Source organism: Flavobacterium ammoniigenes, from assembly GCF_020886055.1.
GTDB lineage: Bacteria > Bacteroidota > Bacteroidia > Flavobacteriales > Flavobacteriaceae > Flavobacterium > Flavobacterium ammoniigenes.
Genome location: NZ_AP025184.1, coordinates 2,191,085 through 2,206,991, shown reverse-complemented (window position 1 = coordinate 2,206,991; position 15,907 = coordinate 2,191,085). Strand labels below are relative to the sequence as shown.

The window sequence follows — 15,907 nt, the reverse complement described above, 5'->3', positions numbered from 1 at the left end:
ATAAAAATGCCCTCCTAGAATTTTAGCGTGCGGCATTTTTTTTTAAAATAATGTTACTATGACAACACAACAATTAATTGACCAAATTCAACTCAAGAAATCATTCCTATGTGTAGGATTGGATGTGGATTTGACTAAGATTCCGAAACATTTATTGGAAACAGAAGATCCTATTTTTGAATTCAATAAAGCCATCATTGATGCGACGCACGATCTGGCTGTTTCGTACAAACCCAACACAGCTTTTTACGAAGCCTATGGAATACAAGGTTGGTTGTCGTTAGAAAAAACAATTCGCTATATCAACGATAATTATCCTAACATTTTCACTATTGCGGATGCCAAAAGAGGTGATATTGGCAACACCTCTTCGATGTATGCCAAAGCATTCTTTGAGGATTTGAATTTTGATTCGGTTACGGTCGCGCCCTATATGGGTAAAGATTCAGTGGAACCGTTTTTGGCTTTTGAAAACAAACATACGATCATGTTAGCGTTGACTTCTAATGAAGGAGCATTTGATTTTCAAACGTTGAATGTGAATGGAACGGAATTGTACAAGCAAGTTTTAGAAACCTCTAAAACATGGAAAAACAGTCACAATTTGATGTATGTTGTGGGCGCCACTAAAGCTGAATATTTTACCGAAATTCGGAAAATAGTACCAGATAGTTTCTTACTTGTTCCTGGAGTTGGTGCTCAGGGTGGAAGTTTGTCTGAAGTTTGTAAATACGGCATGAATACCAATGTGGGCTTATTGATTAATTCGTCAAGAGCAATTATATACGCCTCTAATGGAGTTGATTTTGCCGAAAAAGCCAGAGCAGAAGCCTTGTTAATGCAACAAGAAATGCAGGCTATACTAAGCTAAATAACTATTAATTGCTATATTTACAAAAACAACTAATTTGATCAACTACACCGTATACGAGAACAATAACAGCGACCAATGGGTGACTTTTGTCCATGGAGCTGGAGGAAGTTCGTCTATATGGTTCAAGCAAATTCGTGATTTTCAAAAAGAGTATAATGTGCTGTTGTTAGATTTGCGTGGTCATGGTGAATCCAAAACGAACATAAAGAAAGCATTCAAACAAAAATATACTTTTTCGGCTTTAGCCAATGATATTTTGGAAGTCTTAGATTATTTGCAAATTCAGAAATCACATTTTGTGGGCATTTCTTTAGGGACGATTTTAATTCGCCAGTTGGCCGAAATGTATCCTGATCGGGTACAAAGTATGATTATGGGTGGTGCCATTTTAAAAATGAATTTCCGTTCCCAGATTTTAATGTTCCTTGGAAATACATTTAAATATATCTTACCTTATTTGCTTTTGTATCGCTTTTTTGCCTTTGTGATTATGCCTAATAAAAATCACAAGCAATCACGTATTTTATTCATCAACGAAGCCAAGAAATTATACCAAAAAGAATTTATTAAATGGTTCAAATTGACTGCTGAAATCAATCCAGTTTTGCGATGGTTTCGTCAGGTGGAATTGAATATTCCAACTTTGTATGTGATGGGAGAGGAAGATTATATGTTCTTACCTGCTGTCCGTAAAGTAGTGGAAAGTCATTACCGTAGTTCCAAACTCTGTGTTATTCAAAATTCAGGACATGTTGTAAATGTAGAGCAGCCTCTTTTATTTAATTCAGAGGTGCTTTCTTTTATCAAAATTATTGCATAAAAAAATGCCGAGGCAACTAAGCTATCGACATTCCTTTTACTAACCAAAACCAAATAACGAGTAACCAGCTCATTACGACTACAAAAGTAGTTTGATAGTCAACTAATTACTGTTAAGGTTGTGTTATTAGTTTGTTGGAGTTTCGTTAAGTTTATCACTAAGAAAAAACCACTGTCTTATTATTGTATACTATGGTTTTTCGTTCAGCATGCAGTTGTATGGCACGTGCCAAAACCATTCGCTCCAAGTCACGACCTTTCATAATGAAATCTTCTATCGAATGGGAGTGGGATACGCGGGTAATGTCTTGCTCGATAATTGGGCCTTCGTCCAATTCTTCGGTTACATAATGACTTGTTGCACCGATGATTTTTACGCCACGTTTGAAAGCCGAATGGTAGGGTTTGGCTCCAGGAAATGCGGGTAAAAAGGAATGGTGGATATTGATGATATTGTTTTTGTAAGCTGCAATTAATTGAGGAGTGATAATCTGCATATAACGCGCCAATACGACAAAGTCAATTTGGTGCTTCGCTAATAAATCCAATTGTTGTTGTTCGCCTTGCGCTTTAATTTCTTTGGTAAATGGTACATATTCAAACGGAATCTCAAAGCGATCTGCAACGGATCTTAAATCTTCATGATTACTAATGATTAGTGGGATTTCAAGATTCAATTCGCCTGCACTATAACGACCTAAAATATCATACAAGCAATGGTCGTATTTTGAAATAAATAGGGCCATTTTTGGTTTTTGTTCTTGAGGATAAATTTCCCAATTCATGTTGAAAGGATTGGCCAAATGGGTTTCGAAATGGGATTTAATGGATTCTAAATTCCAATCTTTGGCACTAAATTCACATTCCAAACGCATAAAAAACACATTCTCGTCAGCGTCTACATGTTGATCTAAGTAAATGATATTTCCATTAATAGCCGCAATATAATTGGTCACTGTAGCAATAATTGATTTTTGATCTTCGCAGTGAATAAGGATTGTAATTCGTTGCATAGGCGTTTATTTGAAACTCTTCGTTAATTGTTAATGTATTTTCAAATCTAAACTTATTTTTCATTTGAATCACCTTGTTTTTAAAACAATCTACAGCAGAATTGTGTTAGAAAATTGGGTTTAGAGGGTGTCAATTTTCACATAGCCAATGTGAAGTGTATCCTCTTCTAAACGGGTTTCAGATGGTATAATTTGTATGGAATGACGCTCCTTAAAAATTGGGGCTAAAATATCTGCAACATTGTGAATATCATCGACATCAATGCCGTATTTGTCATCTATATGTGAGGTAGCACCCGGGAAACTATAGTGTTTATAAAAAGTTGTGGCTTTAGCTATTTTGGCTGCTTTACCCAGGCTTTCAGCTACTGCTAATGTTTTATAATGGTATTCTTCAAATTCGTTTTCTTTGTAGCCCCCTAAATTTATGAAGAATAGGTTTTCATTGTTTGTAGTTGGATTTTTTGGAACAATGGCTATGGAATAATTATTCACGGCTGTTACTTCACGCCAAGCGTCAATATGAATTTTACCTTTGGCTTCAGGCCAAAAAGCTTTCATCTCCGGAATTAATTCCTTCAAAGAATTGCCTATTCCAAAAAAAATATCGTGTTGTTCAGTAAATCGGCCTTTAGGCGTGCAGCCCAACATAACCATATATAATTTCAATGTGTTTTCCATAAAACAAAAATAAGGTTTTTAGATTAGGAATAAAAAAAGTGCCTTCTTTTGGAAGGCACTCATTTGATATAATTGGATTTAGATTACAAAGCTGATTTTACAGTTTTGATAATTCTAGCAGCAATTTTGTATGGATCTCCATTTGAAGCTGGTCTTCTATCTTCCAACCAACCTTTCCATCCTTTTTGAACAGTGATTAATGGGATACGGATAGAAGCTCCTCTATCAGATACTCCATAAGAGAAATCGTGGATAGATGCAGTTTCGTGTTTACCAGTCAAACGTTGTTCGTTGTATGCCCCATAAACAGCAATATGTTCTTTAGTTACTGGACGGAACGCTTCACAGATTCTTTCGTAAGTAGCTTGATCTCCACATGTTCTTAATACAGAGTTAGAGAAGTTAGCGTGCATACCAGAACCATTCCAGTCAGTGTCTCCCAATGGTTTTGGGTGGTATTCAATATAGTAACCGTATTTTTCAGTCAAACGATCTAATAAGTATCTAGCAACCCAGATTTCATCACCTGCTTTTTTAGCTCCTTTAGCAAACAATTGGAATTCCCATTGTCCACAAGCAACTTCTTGGTTAATACCTTCAAAATTAATTCCAGCAGCAATACATAAATCTGCATGCTCTTCAACTAATTTTCTTCCGTGAGTGTTTTTTCCACCAACTGAACAGTAATACATACCTTGTGGTGCAGGGTAACCTCCAACAGGGAATCCTAAAGGCAATAAAGTTTTAGTATCCATGATGAAATATTCTTGCTCAAAACCAAACCAGAAATCGTCATCTTCGTCGTCGATAGTTGCTCTACCATTAGAAGGGTGTGGTGTTCCGTCAGCATACATAACTTCTGACATTACTAAATATCCGTTTACACGAGTTGGATCTGGATAGATTGCAACTGGTACTAATAAACAGTCAGAAGATCCGCCTTCAGCTTGTTTTGTTGAAGACCCGTCAAAAGACCAGTTTCCAATTTCTGCTAAAGTTCCTTGAAAGTTTTCGTGCTCTTCTACTTTAGTTTTACTTCTAAGATTTTGAGTTGGTTCGTAACCATCTAACCAAAGGTATTCTAATTTAATTTTAGCCATGATACTATAAATTTATTTTGTGATTCAAATTCTGGTACAAATTTAAAATATTTTTTTTAGTGCTGAAAAAAAAGGGGGTGTTTTTATATTGTAATAGGTTACTTTTCACAGAACTGCATTTTAATAGGGGTATATTTAAAAAATAACAATTTTTAGCACTTATAAAAAATAATTTCGCAAAAGGGGCACTTCATTTTTTATTGTTCATTATTGTTTATATTTGCTTTACTTAGTACAAATGAGTATTTAATAATTTAAAATTGTCAAAATGTCAACAATACGTTTTCAAGCTTTAAGAGAAGCCTCTACAAGAAAGCCTCTCCACTTTGAAGAAACTGAAAAAAAATCAATCCTATTTGGATCCAATGTATTTAATGCCAAAGCGATGAAGCAATATTTAACTTCAGAGGCTTTCAAAGCGGTACAAGGAGCTATTCAACATGGGACAAAAATTGACAGAAAAATTGCGGATTATGTCGCTATGGGAATGAAGGAATGGGCGCTTTCTAAAGGAGTTACGCATTATACCCACTGGTTTCAACCGCTCACAGGCACAACCGCTGAGAAACACGATGCTTTCTTTGAAACGTCTTATGATGGCAGTGATCCTGTTGAAAAATTTGGCGGTGCGCAATTAGTGCAACAAGAACCTGATGCCTCCAGTTTTCCAAATGGAGGAATTAGAAATACCTTCGAAGCAAGAGGCTATACCGCTTGGGATCCAACCTCTCCAGCATTCATTTTTGGAACTACTTTATGTATTCCAACAGTTTTTATATCCTATACCGGTGAGGCTTTAGATTATAAAACACCTTTATTGCGAGCACTTACGGTTATGGACGATGCCGCTACAGAAGTGTGTAAGTATTTTGACAAAAATGTTAAAAAAGTAACGGCCACTTTGGGCTGGGAACAAGAATATTTTTTAATTGATCGTTCGCTGGCAAAATCGCGTCCTGATTTGATGATGACAGGTCGTACTTTGTTAGGACATACATCGGCTAAAGGACAACAACTAGACGATCATTATTTTGGATCTATACCAACACGTGCGTTGACCTACATGAGAGATTTGGAACAAGAGTGTATGTTATTGGGTATACCGGTAAAAACACGTCATAACGAAGTGGCACCAAACCAATTTGAGCTGGCACCTATTTTTGAAGAAACCAATTTGGCTGTAGATCACAACTGTTTGTTGATGGACGTGATGGAAAAAGTAGCCGAGCGTCATGATTTTAAAGTACTATTTCACGAAAAACCATTCAAAGGGGTAAATGGTTCTGGTAAGCACAACAACTGGTCGTTGGCTACTGATACTGGGGTGAACTTGTTAAGTCCAAGCAAAACACCAATGAGTAATTTGCAGTTTTTGACTTTCTTTATCAATACTATCAAAGCGGTTAATGACAATGAATCGTTGTTGAGAGCTTCTATTGCTACTGCCAGTAACGACCATCGATTGGGAGCTAATGAAGCACCACCTGCCATTATTTCGGTTTTTATTGGAGAATCTTTGACTAAAGTTTTAGCGGAGTTAGAAGGGGTAACCACAGGGAAATTATCTCCTGAAGAAAAAACCGATTTAAAATTAAATGTAGTTGGTAAAATTCCAGATTTAATGCTGGATAATACCGATAGAAATAGAACCTCTCCATTTGCTTTTACGGGCAATAAATTTGAATTTAGAGCCGTTGGTTCTTCTGCCAATTGTTCGAATGCAATGACTACTTTGAATGCAATTGTGGCCAAACAATTGCGCGATTTTAAAGTAGCAGTGGATACCTTAATTGACGAAAAAGGCATGAAAAAAGACGATGCCATTTTCAACGTGTTAAGAGAATACATCAAGCAATCTAAAAAAATCTTGTTTGAGGGTGATGGCTACAGCGAAGCTTGGGAACAAGAGGCGGCTAAAAGAGGTTTGAGTAATTATAAAACTACTCCCGAAGCATTGAAAGCTAGGGCTTCTAAACAAGCTTTGGATTTATTTGCTGAACTAGGAATTATGAATCATATTGAGGTAGAAGCGCGATACGAAATTGAATTGGAAGAATACACCAAAAAAATCCAAATTGAAGGTAGAGTTTTAGGAGATATTGCTCGTAATCATGTAATTCCAACAGCCATTCGTTACCAAAATAATTTGATTGAGAATGTTCGCGGATTAAAAGAAATTTTCGGTAAAGATTTTGAAAGTGTTTCTAAAGAGCAAATCGCGATAATCAAACAAATTTCGGCTCATATCGAAGGAATCAATACGAAAGTAGAGGAAATGACCAACGAAAGAAAAAAAGCAAATCAATTAACGGATGCTCAAGCAATGGCAGAAGCCTATTGTAATAAAGTAAAACCTTATTTTGAAGTCATCAGAAACCATTGCGATAAGTTAGAATTACTGGTAGATAATGAGATGTGGACGCTTACTAAATACAGAGAGTTATTGTTTACTAAATAATAATCACATTCATTTTACACAAAGCCTCTCATTTCAGAGAGGCTTTTTTATGAAAGAAAAATAGATAATTTGTTGCCAATTCTACTTAGGCAAAAGCCAAAAAAATAATTATCTTTGCCCAAAATACAATTTGCCGAAAGGCGGACTACACCACTAACTACATGAGTTCAGATACTTCAAAAAGATACGCACAACGCGGTGTTTCGGCATCCAAAGAAGATGTACACAATGCCATAAAAAATATTGACAAAGGATTGTTTCCACAAGCTTTTTGTAAAATCGTTCCCGATTATTTAACTCAAGACGAAAACTATTGCTTGATAATGCATGCCGATGGCGCAGGTACTAAATCGTCTTTAGCCTATATGTATTGGAAAGAAACAGGAGATATTTCGGTTTGGAAAGGCATTGCGCAAGATGCGTTGATCATGAATATTGACGATTTGTTATGTGTTGGAGCTACCGATAATATTTTGCTTTCATCAACTATTGGAAGAAATAAAAATCTAATTCCTGGAGAAGTAATTTCGGCAATCATTAATGGTACAGAGGAATTAATTAAAGAATTGGATTCGTTTGGGGTAACGATTCATTCTACTGGAGGAGAAACCGCTGATGTAGGTGATTTAGTTCGAACTATTATTGTGGATTCTACGGTTACGGCAAGAATGCCACGTGCTAAAGTGATTGATAATGCTAATATCCAAGCGGGTGATGTAATCGTAGGTTTGGCGTCTTTTGGACAAGCTACTTACGAGAAAAGTTACAATGGTGGTATGGGAAGTAATGGTTTGACTTCGGCACGTCACGATGTGTTTGGAAAATATTTGGCACACAAATACCCAGAGAGTTTTGACGCTGCAGTTCCTGACGAATTGATCTATTCAGGTCAAGTTAATTTGACAGATGCAGTAGAGAATTCTCCTATTGATGCGGGGCAATTAGTGCTTTCGCCAACCAGAACCTATGCTCCCATTATCAAGAAAATTTTAGATACCTATTCGTCTAAAGAAATTCACGGAATGGTGCATTGTAGTGGAGGAGCGCAGACTAAAATTTTACATTTTGTCAATAATCTTCATATTATAAAAGACAATTTGTTTCCGGTTCCGCCTTTGTTTCAATTGATTCAAGAGCAATCTAAAACCGACTGGAAAGAAATGTACCAGGTTTTCAACTGTGGTCACCGAATGGAATTGTATGTTCCTGAAGCGGTAGCGCAGGACATTATTGCCATTTCAAAATCATTTAATGTAGAGGCTCAAATTGTGGGTAGAGTAGAAGCTTCGGCAACTAAAAAATTAACTATTTCTAGCGAATACGGTACTTTCGAGTATTAATATAATGTAAAACAATTAGATGTACGAATTAGTATTTTGGCAGTATCAGGAAGGTGTTTATTTGAATCATCAATTGGTTTACGAAGCTTTGGTGGAGCAGGAAATGGTTGAAGGATTAGAAGAATTACCTGTGAATGTGATACTCAATCGTATAGCTAGTGTTTTTTCAAGCTGGGAAAAGGTGGATGAGAATAGTTGGAAAAATTCTAATGGAAAAGGCGCTTTTCAAGTAAAATCAACACCACAAAGTATTCTAATTGATTGTTATGGAACCGAAGGTAAAACGATGGAATTATTAGCTTCCACCTTGGAAGAATTCAAATGTCCATGTTATGATCCTCAAGTGCCTGTTCGTTTTGACGAAATGAACGAATAGATTTTATCACAGTTTTTAAACAATAACAAATTATGAAAATTAATCTGAAAAACGGAATCGACAAATTGCTTTTTGGAATGAAACAAAAAGACGTTGAAGCCATTTATGGGAAACCAGATCGCAATTATAAAGACGAAGATAACAACCAGATTTTAGTGTACAACAAACTGAAATCCCGTTTGACTTTTTATCAAGAAGAAGATTTTAAGTTGGGATATATTGTAGCTTCTGGTGCTGATTTAGAGTTGTTTGGAAATACTATTATTGGTAAAAAGATTACCGATGTGAAACAAGATTTAGTTTCTAAAAATATTACCAAATTCACTCAAGAAGAATTTGATACGTTTGAAAATTACTTCAATGAAGAAAATTGGATCATTTTTCAAACCGAATTTGAAGAAGTAGTGAAGTTTGAAATTGGAGCGATCATCAATTCAAAAGACGAGTTTGATTGGAAGTTTGGAAAGTAATTTAATGACTCTATTATAAAAAAAATCCTCAACAGTGGTTGAGGATTTTTTTTGATATTTATTTTTGTAGAGCAGGTGCTTTGTCTGTAATTTCCAATTCAAAAAATAAATTAGTGTTCGGAGGAATAGGTCCGTTCCCTCTTTCACCATATGCTAATTTAGAGGGCATGTAGATAAGAATTTTATCGCCTAAATCCATTAAACTCATCCCTTCGATGAACCCCTGAATCATTCCTGTTTTTTTACCAGCTTCAAAAGGAAAGGCTAGGTAGCCATTTTGATCTTTTCGTGTTTGATCGAATAGTCCAAAAGTTGTAGCTACTTCTTCGTAGTTACTGTCAAAAACATTTCCATCTTCAAAATAACCAGCATATTTAAAATAGATGGTACTACCATTTACAGGTTTGACACCACTTCCTTTTTGAAGTACTACATATTGTAATCCCGAAAGCGTGGTAGTTGCTGTAGCTTTACTTGCCGCTAAATAAGCTGCCTTTTCTTTAATTACGGCACTGTATTTTTCAAGATAAATTCGTTTTTTTTCAGCTTGTAAAGCAGCTTGTTTGGCTTTGTTTTCAGCATCAATTATTGCTTGTTTTTTTGCCTCTTCTGCTTTGTTAGCATAATAATCAGAGAATACCTTAACAGCATCAAATTTAGTTGCTAGAGTTCCTTTACGAGAAATAGTTAGCTTGATAATTTGGTCGTTTTGTTCAATTTTATTGACTACTTCCATTCCTTGAGTTACATGCCCAAAAACGGTGTGAACACCATCTAACCATGGAGTGTCTTTGTGTGTTATAAAAAACTGGCTTCCGTTAGAAGCGGGACCCGAATTAGCCATCGAAAGAATACCACCTTTGTTGTGTTTTAAATCGGTAAACTCATCTTTAAAAGTATAACCCGGACCTCCAGTACCATTCCCGGCAGGGTCACCTCCTTGGATCATGAAGTTGTTAATTACTCTATGAAAAGTTAATCCGTCATAAAAAGGCTTGCCTTTAACTTTTTCATTGGTTACAAAAGGATTTTTACCTTCAGCTAAACTAATAAAATTGGCCACAGTAACCGGAGTTTTTTGGTATTCCAATTGGATAACAATAGTTCCTTTATTGGTAAGAATTGAGGCAAAAATTCCATCATTTATTGTTGTATTCGCCATTTGTGCGATGGCTGGTTTTTTTGCAGGAAGGCCTTTTTTTAATTTTTGTGCTTGAATACTTACGATTCCTAAAAACAAGAATGCTACTAATTGATATTTCATCAGGTTTAATTTTTAAGATTTAATTTTTCGGTGTCATTAATTCAACTTCAAAAATAAGATTCGCATTGGGCGGAATCACTTCTCCAGCGCCAGCTTCTGCAAATCCTAATTTAGATGGAATAAATAATACGGCTTTATCTCCATAAGATAATTGTTCAATTCCCTCAATAAATCCAGGAATCATTCCGTCTTTTCTACCAGCTTGAAAAGGAATAGCTAGGTAGCCGTTTTGAGCTGCTCTGTTAGCATCAAATGTACCAAACGTCTTGCAAACACTTTCGATACTACTATCAAACAAAGTTCCGTTTTCCAAAAAGCCTGCGTAATGGATAAAGATTCCAGTTCCAATTTTGGGTTTTTTTCCACCACTTTTTTGGGTAATAACAAATTCTAAACCTGATTTCGTTTTAGTTGCTTTGGCTTTTAATGCTGCAAAATATTTAAGTTTCGCCTCAATTACTGATTTGTACTTTTGGTTAAAAACACGTTTGTTTTCTGCGTCAATGCTAGCTTGTTTTTTTTGGTTTTCAGCTTCTGCAATAAAAAAGTTATGGAATACTTTTACCGCATCAAACTTTTTAGCAGCATCTCCATTTCGAATGATTGTTACTTTACTCATATAATCATCTTGCAAAATCTTGTTCACTGCTTCCATTCCGTTACCCACAACATGACCGAAAATGGTGTGTTTTCCATCTAGCCAAGGCGTTTCAAGATGAGTAATAAAAAACTGACTGCTGTTGGTTGCTGGTCCATTATTGGCCATAGCCAAAACACCAGCTTTATCAAATCGAGCGTCTGTAATTTCATCCTTGAATTTGTATCCTGCATCTCCAGAACCTGTTCCAAGTGGATCGCCACCTTGGATCATGAAATTTTCAATTACACGGTGAAATTTCAATCCGTCATAAAAAGGTCTATTTTTGATATTTTCATTGGTAACAAATTCGTTTTTACCTTCGGCAAGTGTTACAAAATTTGCTACGGTAATGGGCGCTTTTTCATAATCCAATTGTACAATAATTTCTCCTTTATTGGTTTCAATTTTGGCATACAAACCATCAGGTAAATTGTTGTTTTCTTCTTTACAAGAGTACAAAGAAGCAATAATGGCTAAGGCAAATAAAAAACGTTTTTTCATTGTATAATTAGTTGGTTATAGAATCGTTTTGAGTTTCAGCAACAGTATTTGAGTTGGCTTTCATTTTTTGGTCATAATTGGCTTCCGACATAAAATCGCGAAGAGTTACAATACAGAGAAGCGGTTTGTTGGTTCCAATTTTTTTATTGTCTCCATGATATCCGTAAGCAATAGTTGAGGTGAAAAGGAAATTAATTTTTTCATTTCGGTGCATTAACTTGATTCCTTCTCTAAGTCCGGTCATTATATTCTGTTTGTCAACAAAATAAGTTTGTGGGCCCAACTCGCTTTTAGAATAAATAACACGTCCTTTAAGATCTTTAACTTCATAATCGAATAAAGCTACATCTCCTTTTTTGGGAGAGAGCGTATCTTTTTTATTCGTAATTATATAGGAATACCAAAATCCTTTAGTTGAAGCGATAAACTTTACTTTTTTGTTTTGACGAATCACGCGCGCAATTTCAGCTTCTTCCCCAGCAATTAATTTTTTGTTGCGATTCACAGATTCTTTCATAAAAGAACCTGAGCTATGCGAGATTGGTTTTCGAGCTTCTTGGTTTTTGTGGCAACTAGTGGTTGCTAAAAGAATAGTAACTCCTATTGTAAAAATTAATTTTTTCATGGTTTAAATAGGTAGGTTTCTAACTAAATCTTCAAACTTTTTAAGGGTATCTTCCATAGCATTTTCTGATTTTCCTCCAGCAGCATTGATATGACCCCCACCATTGAAATGATCTCTTGCAAACTGATTGACATCAAAATCGCCTTGGGAACGGAACGATATTTTAATAATCTTTTCGTCTTTATTCTCAATGAAAATCGCAGTAAAAATAATGCCTTTGATGCTTAATCCATAATTGACAATACCTTCTGTGTCTCCTTTAACATGATCAAAAGAATCCAGTTCGTCTTGTGTCAAATAAGTATAAGCTGTTTTGTGCTCTGTATACACCTTCATGTTTTGTAAAGCACGACCCAAAATTTGTAATCGTCCAAACGAACTATTATCAAAAAGTAAGGTTGGTATCACAGTATTTTTTACGCCTAAATCAATTAATTCGGCAATGATTCGGTGAGTAGTTCCGGTGGTTTTTGGAAAACGAAAAGATCCCGAATCAGTTAGAATTCCAGTATAAATGCAAGTTCCGATGTTTTCGTCAATATCTGCTTTTTTACCTAAAAAGCAAATGAAGTTATACAGCATTTCGCAAGTAGAACCAAAATTGATATCCGAATAAGTAAAGGTTGCATAATTATCAGGAAATTGATGGTGATCAATCATGATAAAGGGAGCAGTAAGTGTACTTAAAACCGTTTCCATTTCACCGGTACGGTGCAAAGCGTTGAAATCTAAAGTGAAAACAACTTCAGCTTCTTCTAAAATTTGGGTACAAGTCGCTTTGTCTTTTTCGTATATTTTTACAGTGTTTGCTCCCGGAAGCCACTCTAAAAAGTGTGGCATTTCGTTGGGCGAAATCACAGTAGGTTGGTGGTTATTTTTAAGTAAAAAATGGTACAAACCTAGGGTAGAACCCATGGCATCTCCATCGGGTCCACGGTGTGGAATTATGGCAATTTTTTTTGGAGTAGCTAACAACTCCTGAATCGCTTGTATGTCTTGTGTTTTCATAGATTGCGAAATTACATTTTTTTAATTTAAACGAAAAATTAGTTAACTATTTAACCTCTTTTTCACAAGACTAAAAAAGGTCCAATCGAAAGCGATTTATTTTTTGGTAAAAATGGTATTTTGGTCCTTTTACAATTTGCGATGCATATATTCCAATAGACCCCGAAGAAAAATAGGCTACAACGCAAGCAATTCCAATAAAAATCCCACTTTCAATTCCAAAGAGTTCCATGCCCATCACTGTACAGGCAATCGGTGTGTGGGTGGCTCCCGAAAAAACAGCAACAAATCCCATGCCTACTAACAATGCTATTGGCATTGGAACTATTCCTGATAAAGCACTTCCTAGAGTAGCGCCTACAAAGAAAAGCGGAGTGACTTCGCCACCTTTAAATCCTGCGCCTAATGTAAAACCGGTGAATAGTATTTTTAAGAGAAAATCATAGGATTCGTTGGGAGTTGAAAAAGCTTTCATTATTTCAGGAACTCCCAATCCTATGTATTTTGTTGTTCCAATACAATAAATGCTTACAGCTAAAATAATTCCGCCAACTAACGGTCGAATTGGTGCATATTGAATGTATTTTGAAAATAATTGATTCCAAAAATGTGTCGTTCTTGAAAATAATAAGGCGGCAAAGCCAAATAGAATTCCGGTTCCAATTGTCCAAACTAAATTGATTCCGTTAATTTTTGGAAGAATTGGAACACTATATTGTGTGTGTTCGACTTGCCAGAATTCTACGGTATAATAGGCTACAAAAGCCACTACAAAAGATAAAACTACACTTTTGAAATTGATTTTACTAAAGTATACCACTTCCAAAGCGAATAAAGCACCTGCTAGAGGTGTTCCGAACACAGAAGCAAACCCAGCACTAATTCCTAAAATCAGGATCGTTCTTCGGTCTGTTTTATCCAATTGGAACCAATTTGAAAATCGGTCGGCAATAGCGCCACCTATTTGTACTGCCGTTCCTTCGCGTCCCGCTGATCCTCCAACCAAATGAGTAATTAATGTACCTATGAGAACCAATGGCGCCATTTTGAAAGGAATGGCTTGTTGCGGATTTTCGTATTCTTCTAAAAGTAAATTATTGCCTTTAACCACGGATGTGCCGTAAAAGTGATACAGTAAACCAATGCAAAAACCTCCAATTGGCAACAGCCAAATAATCCAATTATGATTTTCTCTAATCTGAGTAACCCATTCTAAAGTGACTAAAAAGAATGCCGATGCTGAACCTGAAAACAATCCTATCAAAGTACAAATGATGAGCCATTGCAGGGAGAGACGAAAAGTATTTTTAAAGTTCATTTTTAGTGCATGATGGATTGGGTTCAAAAATAGTTTAATTTCATGAATCAAAAATGAATCGCATAAAAAAAGCCGTACACAAATTCGTTACGGCTTTGTTTTATACTTCGTCTAATTTGAATTAGGCCGCAACAACTGCGGTAAATTCAATTTCCACCAAATACTCTGGAGCGACTAGTTTACTTATTTCATAAAAACCAGTAGTTGGTTTAATGTCTTTAAAAAAAGTTGAGTGTGCTGTTGCTACTGCTTCAAAAGTAGTAATGTCAGTGGTAAAAATACGAGTACGAATAACGTCTTTCATACTGGTATTTAGGTCTTCTAAAACTTTTTCTACCCGTTCTAAAATATTTAACGTTTGTGCGTACGCGTCGTCAGCTTTTACTTTTTCGCCATCAACGATAGCAACGGTTCCTGATACTTCAATGATATTGCCAATGCGAACGGCACGACAATAACCCATTTTATCTTCCCATGGGGAGCCTGTTAGGATATTTTTTCTTTCCATTTTGTTTGTTTTACAACTTAAATTAAGTGGCGCAATTTACGATAATGAGATGAATTAGTGATTTTGTTTTCTGACAAAAGAGGTTACATAACAAAGTCTTTTGGAGTCATTTGTTAGAATTTTACAACTGGATTTTGTTAAGAATTTTCTAATTAATGAACCATAAAAGGTATTTATACTATTTTTGTGAGCATAAGACTATCAGTTAGGTAAAAAAATGAAACGACTATTACTTTGTATTGTATTTATAGCTTGGGCATGGCATAGTCAAGCGCAAAGTGAGTTCACTGCAAAGTTCAAGGCAATTCCTGTAGGAAAGTTTCCAATTGCTCCAAAAAAAGCGGTTGAACCCAAAAAAGTAGCACCTACAAATTCCGATATTCCCTCTATTAAAGCGCCCAATGTTTTTAATAGTCCAGAAGCACAATTTACTAAACCGGCTCCTGCCAAATCGTATCAGTTAGGACAAACCAATACTTTTTCGATGATTCAAAAAAATGAATTTATCAAACCCGGTGGAGAAGTAGAAGCGCGATTGAATAAAAAAGAGGATGATCCCGGAGAAATGGAGTACCGAAGAAATCAAAATTTGGGTGATTTTAGAATCAAAGCCAATAAAGCAAGGGTTATGTATCGAGATGCTGCAGCGGTTGATGGTGATCATATTCGGGTTTATTTAAATGATAAAGTAATCGAGACTTTTGTTTCACTTGAAAGTGCTTTTAAAGGTTTTGAGATCGTGCTTGAAAAAGGGTTTAACAAAATTGATTTTGAAGCATTAAATCAAGGAACTTCAGGTCCCAATACTGCTGAATTTAGGGTCTATGACGATAAGGGTAGTTTGATTTCTGCAAGCCAATGGAACCTTGGAACAGGCTTTAAAGCAACGATTTTATTGGTCAAAGAATAAAA

General features: G+C 35.7%; 16 protein-coding genes. 7 read left to right on the top strand and 9 right to left on the bottom strand.

Going from position 1 to position 15,907, the window contains the following annotated elements; genetic code table 11:
* Positions 1-58: 58 nt before the first annotated feature.
* Together pyrF and LPC21_RS10035 are read left to right on the top strand one after the other, a co-directional pair.
* Positions 59-871 (top strand): orotidine-5'-phosphate decarboxylase, encoded by an 813-nt coding sequence (gene pyrF / locus LPC21_RS10040; protein WP_229317113.1) that lies wholly within the window; start codon positions 59-61, stop codon positions 869-871.
* A gap of 37 nt (positions 872-908) precedes the next feature.
* Positions 909-1,694 carry an alpha/beta fold hydrolase gene (locus tag LPC21_RS10035; protein WP_229317111.1) on the top strand — a complete coding sequence of 262 codons (786 nt, stop codon included), beginning with the start codon at positions 909-911 and terminating at the stop codon, positions 1,692-1,694.
* A gap of 157 nt (positions 1,695-1,851) precedes the next feature.
* Here the strand turns inward: LPC21_RS10035 and purU are convergent, their stop codons facing one another.
* The 3 genes from purU to LPC21_RS10020 form a co-directional block, all read right to left on the bottom strand.
* Positions 1,852-2,706 (bottom strand): formyltetrahydrofolate deformylase, encoded by an 855-nt coding sequence (purU, locus tag LPC21_RS10030; RefSeq protein WP_229317109.1) that lies wholly within the window; start codon positions 2,704-2,706, stop codon positions 1,852-1,854.
* Between the two features lie 120 nt (positions 2,707-2,826).
* Complete coding sequence (locus LPC21_RS10025; RefSeq protein ID WP_229317107.1) at positions 2,827-3,387, bottom strand: DUF1543 domain-containing protein; 561 nt, start codon at positions 3,385-3,387, stop codon at positions 2,827-2,829.
* 83 nt (positions 3,388-3,470) lie between these two features.
* Positions 3,471-4,487, bottom strand: coding sequence for a glutamine synthetase beta-grasp domain-containing protein (locus LPC21_RS10020; RefSeq protein WP_229317105.1), 1,017 nt, complete (start codon positions 4,485-4,487; stop codon positions 3,471-3,473).
* Between the two features lie 268 nt (positions 4,488-4,755).
* Here LPC21_RS10020 and LPC21_RS10015 point away from each other — a divergent pair, with 268 nt between their 5' ends.
* From LPC21_RS10015 to LPC21_RS10000, 4 genes are all read left to right on the top strand, one after another.
* Entirely contained in the window at positions 4,756-6,945 is a 2,190-nt protein-coding gene (locus LPC21_RS10015; RefSeq protein WP_229317103.1) for a glutamine synthetase III family protein, read from the top strand.
* 161 nt (positions 6,946-7,106) lie between these two features.
* Positions 7,107-8,285: an AIR synthase related protein gene (locus LPC21_RS10010; RefSeq protein ID WP_229317101.1), complete on the top strand. Its 1,179-nt coding sequence runs from the start codon at positions 7,107-7,109 to the stop codon at positions 8,283-8,285.
* A gap of 19 nt (positions 8,286-8,304) precedes the next feature.
* On the top strand, positions 8,305-8,661 hold the full coding sequence (locus LPC21_RS10005) for a hypothetical protein (protein WP_229317099.1): 357 nt from the start codon (positions 8,305-8,307) through the stop codon (positions 8,659-8,661).
* 32 nt (positions 8,662-8,693) lie between these two features.
* The gene (locus tag LPC21_RS10000; RefSeq protein ID WP_229317097.1) at positions 8,694-9,131 is read left to right on the top strand and encodes a hypothetical protein; all 438 of its coding nucleotides are present in this window, start codon (positions 8,694-8,696) and stop codon (positions 9,129-9,131) included.
* Positions 9,132-9,189: 58 nt separating this feature from the next.
* Here the strand turns inward: LPC21_RS10000 and LPC21_RS09995 are convergent, their stop codons facing one another.
* The 6 genes from LPC21_RS09995 to LPC21_RS09970 form a co-directional block, all read right to left on the bottom strand.
* Positions 9,190-10,395 carry a peptidylprolyl isomerase gene (locus tag LPC21_RS09995; protein ID WP_229317094.1) on the bottom strand — a complete coding sequence of 402 codons (1,206 nt, stop codon included), beginning with the start codon at positions 10,393-10,395 and terminating at the stop codon, positions 9,190-9,192.
* A gap of 19 nt (positions 10,396-10,414) precedes the next feature.
* Positions 10,415-11,536: a peptidylprolyl isomerase gene (locus LPC21_RS09990; RefSeq protein WP_229317092.1), complete on the bottom strand. Its 1,122-nt coding sequence runs from the start codon at positions 11,534-11,536 to the stop codon at positions 10,415-10,417.
* Between the two features lie 7 nt (positions 11,537-11,543).
* Positions 11,544-12,161, bottom strand: a complete 618-nt coding sequence (gene gldI, locus LPC21_RS09985) for a gliding motility-associated peptidyl-prolyl isomerase GldI (RefSeq protein WP_229317091.1) — start codon at positions 12,159-12,161, stop codon at positions 11,544-11,546.
* A 3-nt stretch (positions 12,162-12,164) separates the two neighbouring features.
* Positions 12,165-13,169 (bottom strand): DHH family phosphoesterase, encoded by a 1,005-nt coding sequence (locus tag LPC21_RS09980; RefSeq protein ID WP_229317088.1) that lies wholly within the window; start codon positions 13,167-13,169, stop codon positions 12,165-12,167.
* A 70-nt stretch (positions 13,170-13,239) separates the two neighbouring features.
* On the bottom strand, positions 13,240-14,487 hold the full coding sequence (locus LPC21_RS09975; protein WP_229317086.1) for a voltage-gated chloride channel family protein: 1,248 nt from the start codon (positions 14,485-14,487) through the stop codon (positions 13,240-13,242).
* 121 nt (positions 14,488-14,608) lie between these two features.
* A complete protein-coding gene (locus LPC21_RS09970; protein WP_229317084.1) occupies positions 14,609-14,995 on the bottom strand; it encodes a RidA family protein in 387 nt (128 codons plus the stop codon).
* A gap of 217 nt (positions 14,996-15,212) precedes the next feature.
* Between LPC21_RS09970 and LPC21_RS09965 the strand changes: the two genes are divergently transcribed.
* Positions 15,213-15,905: a hypothetical protein gene (locus LPC21_RS09965; RefSeq protein WP_229317082.1), complete on the top strand. Its 693-nt coding sequence runs from the start codon at positions 15,213-15,215 to the stop codon at positions 15,903-15,905.
* Positions 15,906-15,907 lie beyond the last annotated feature (2 nt).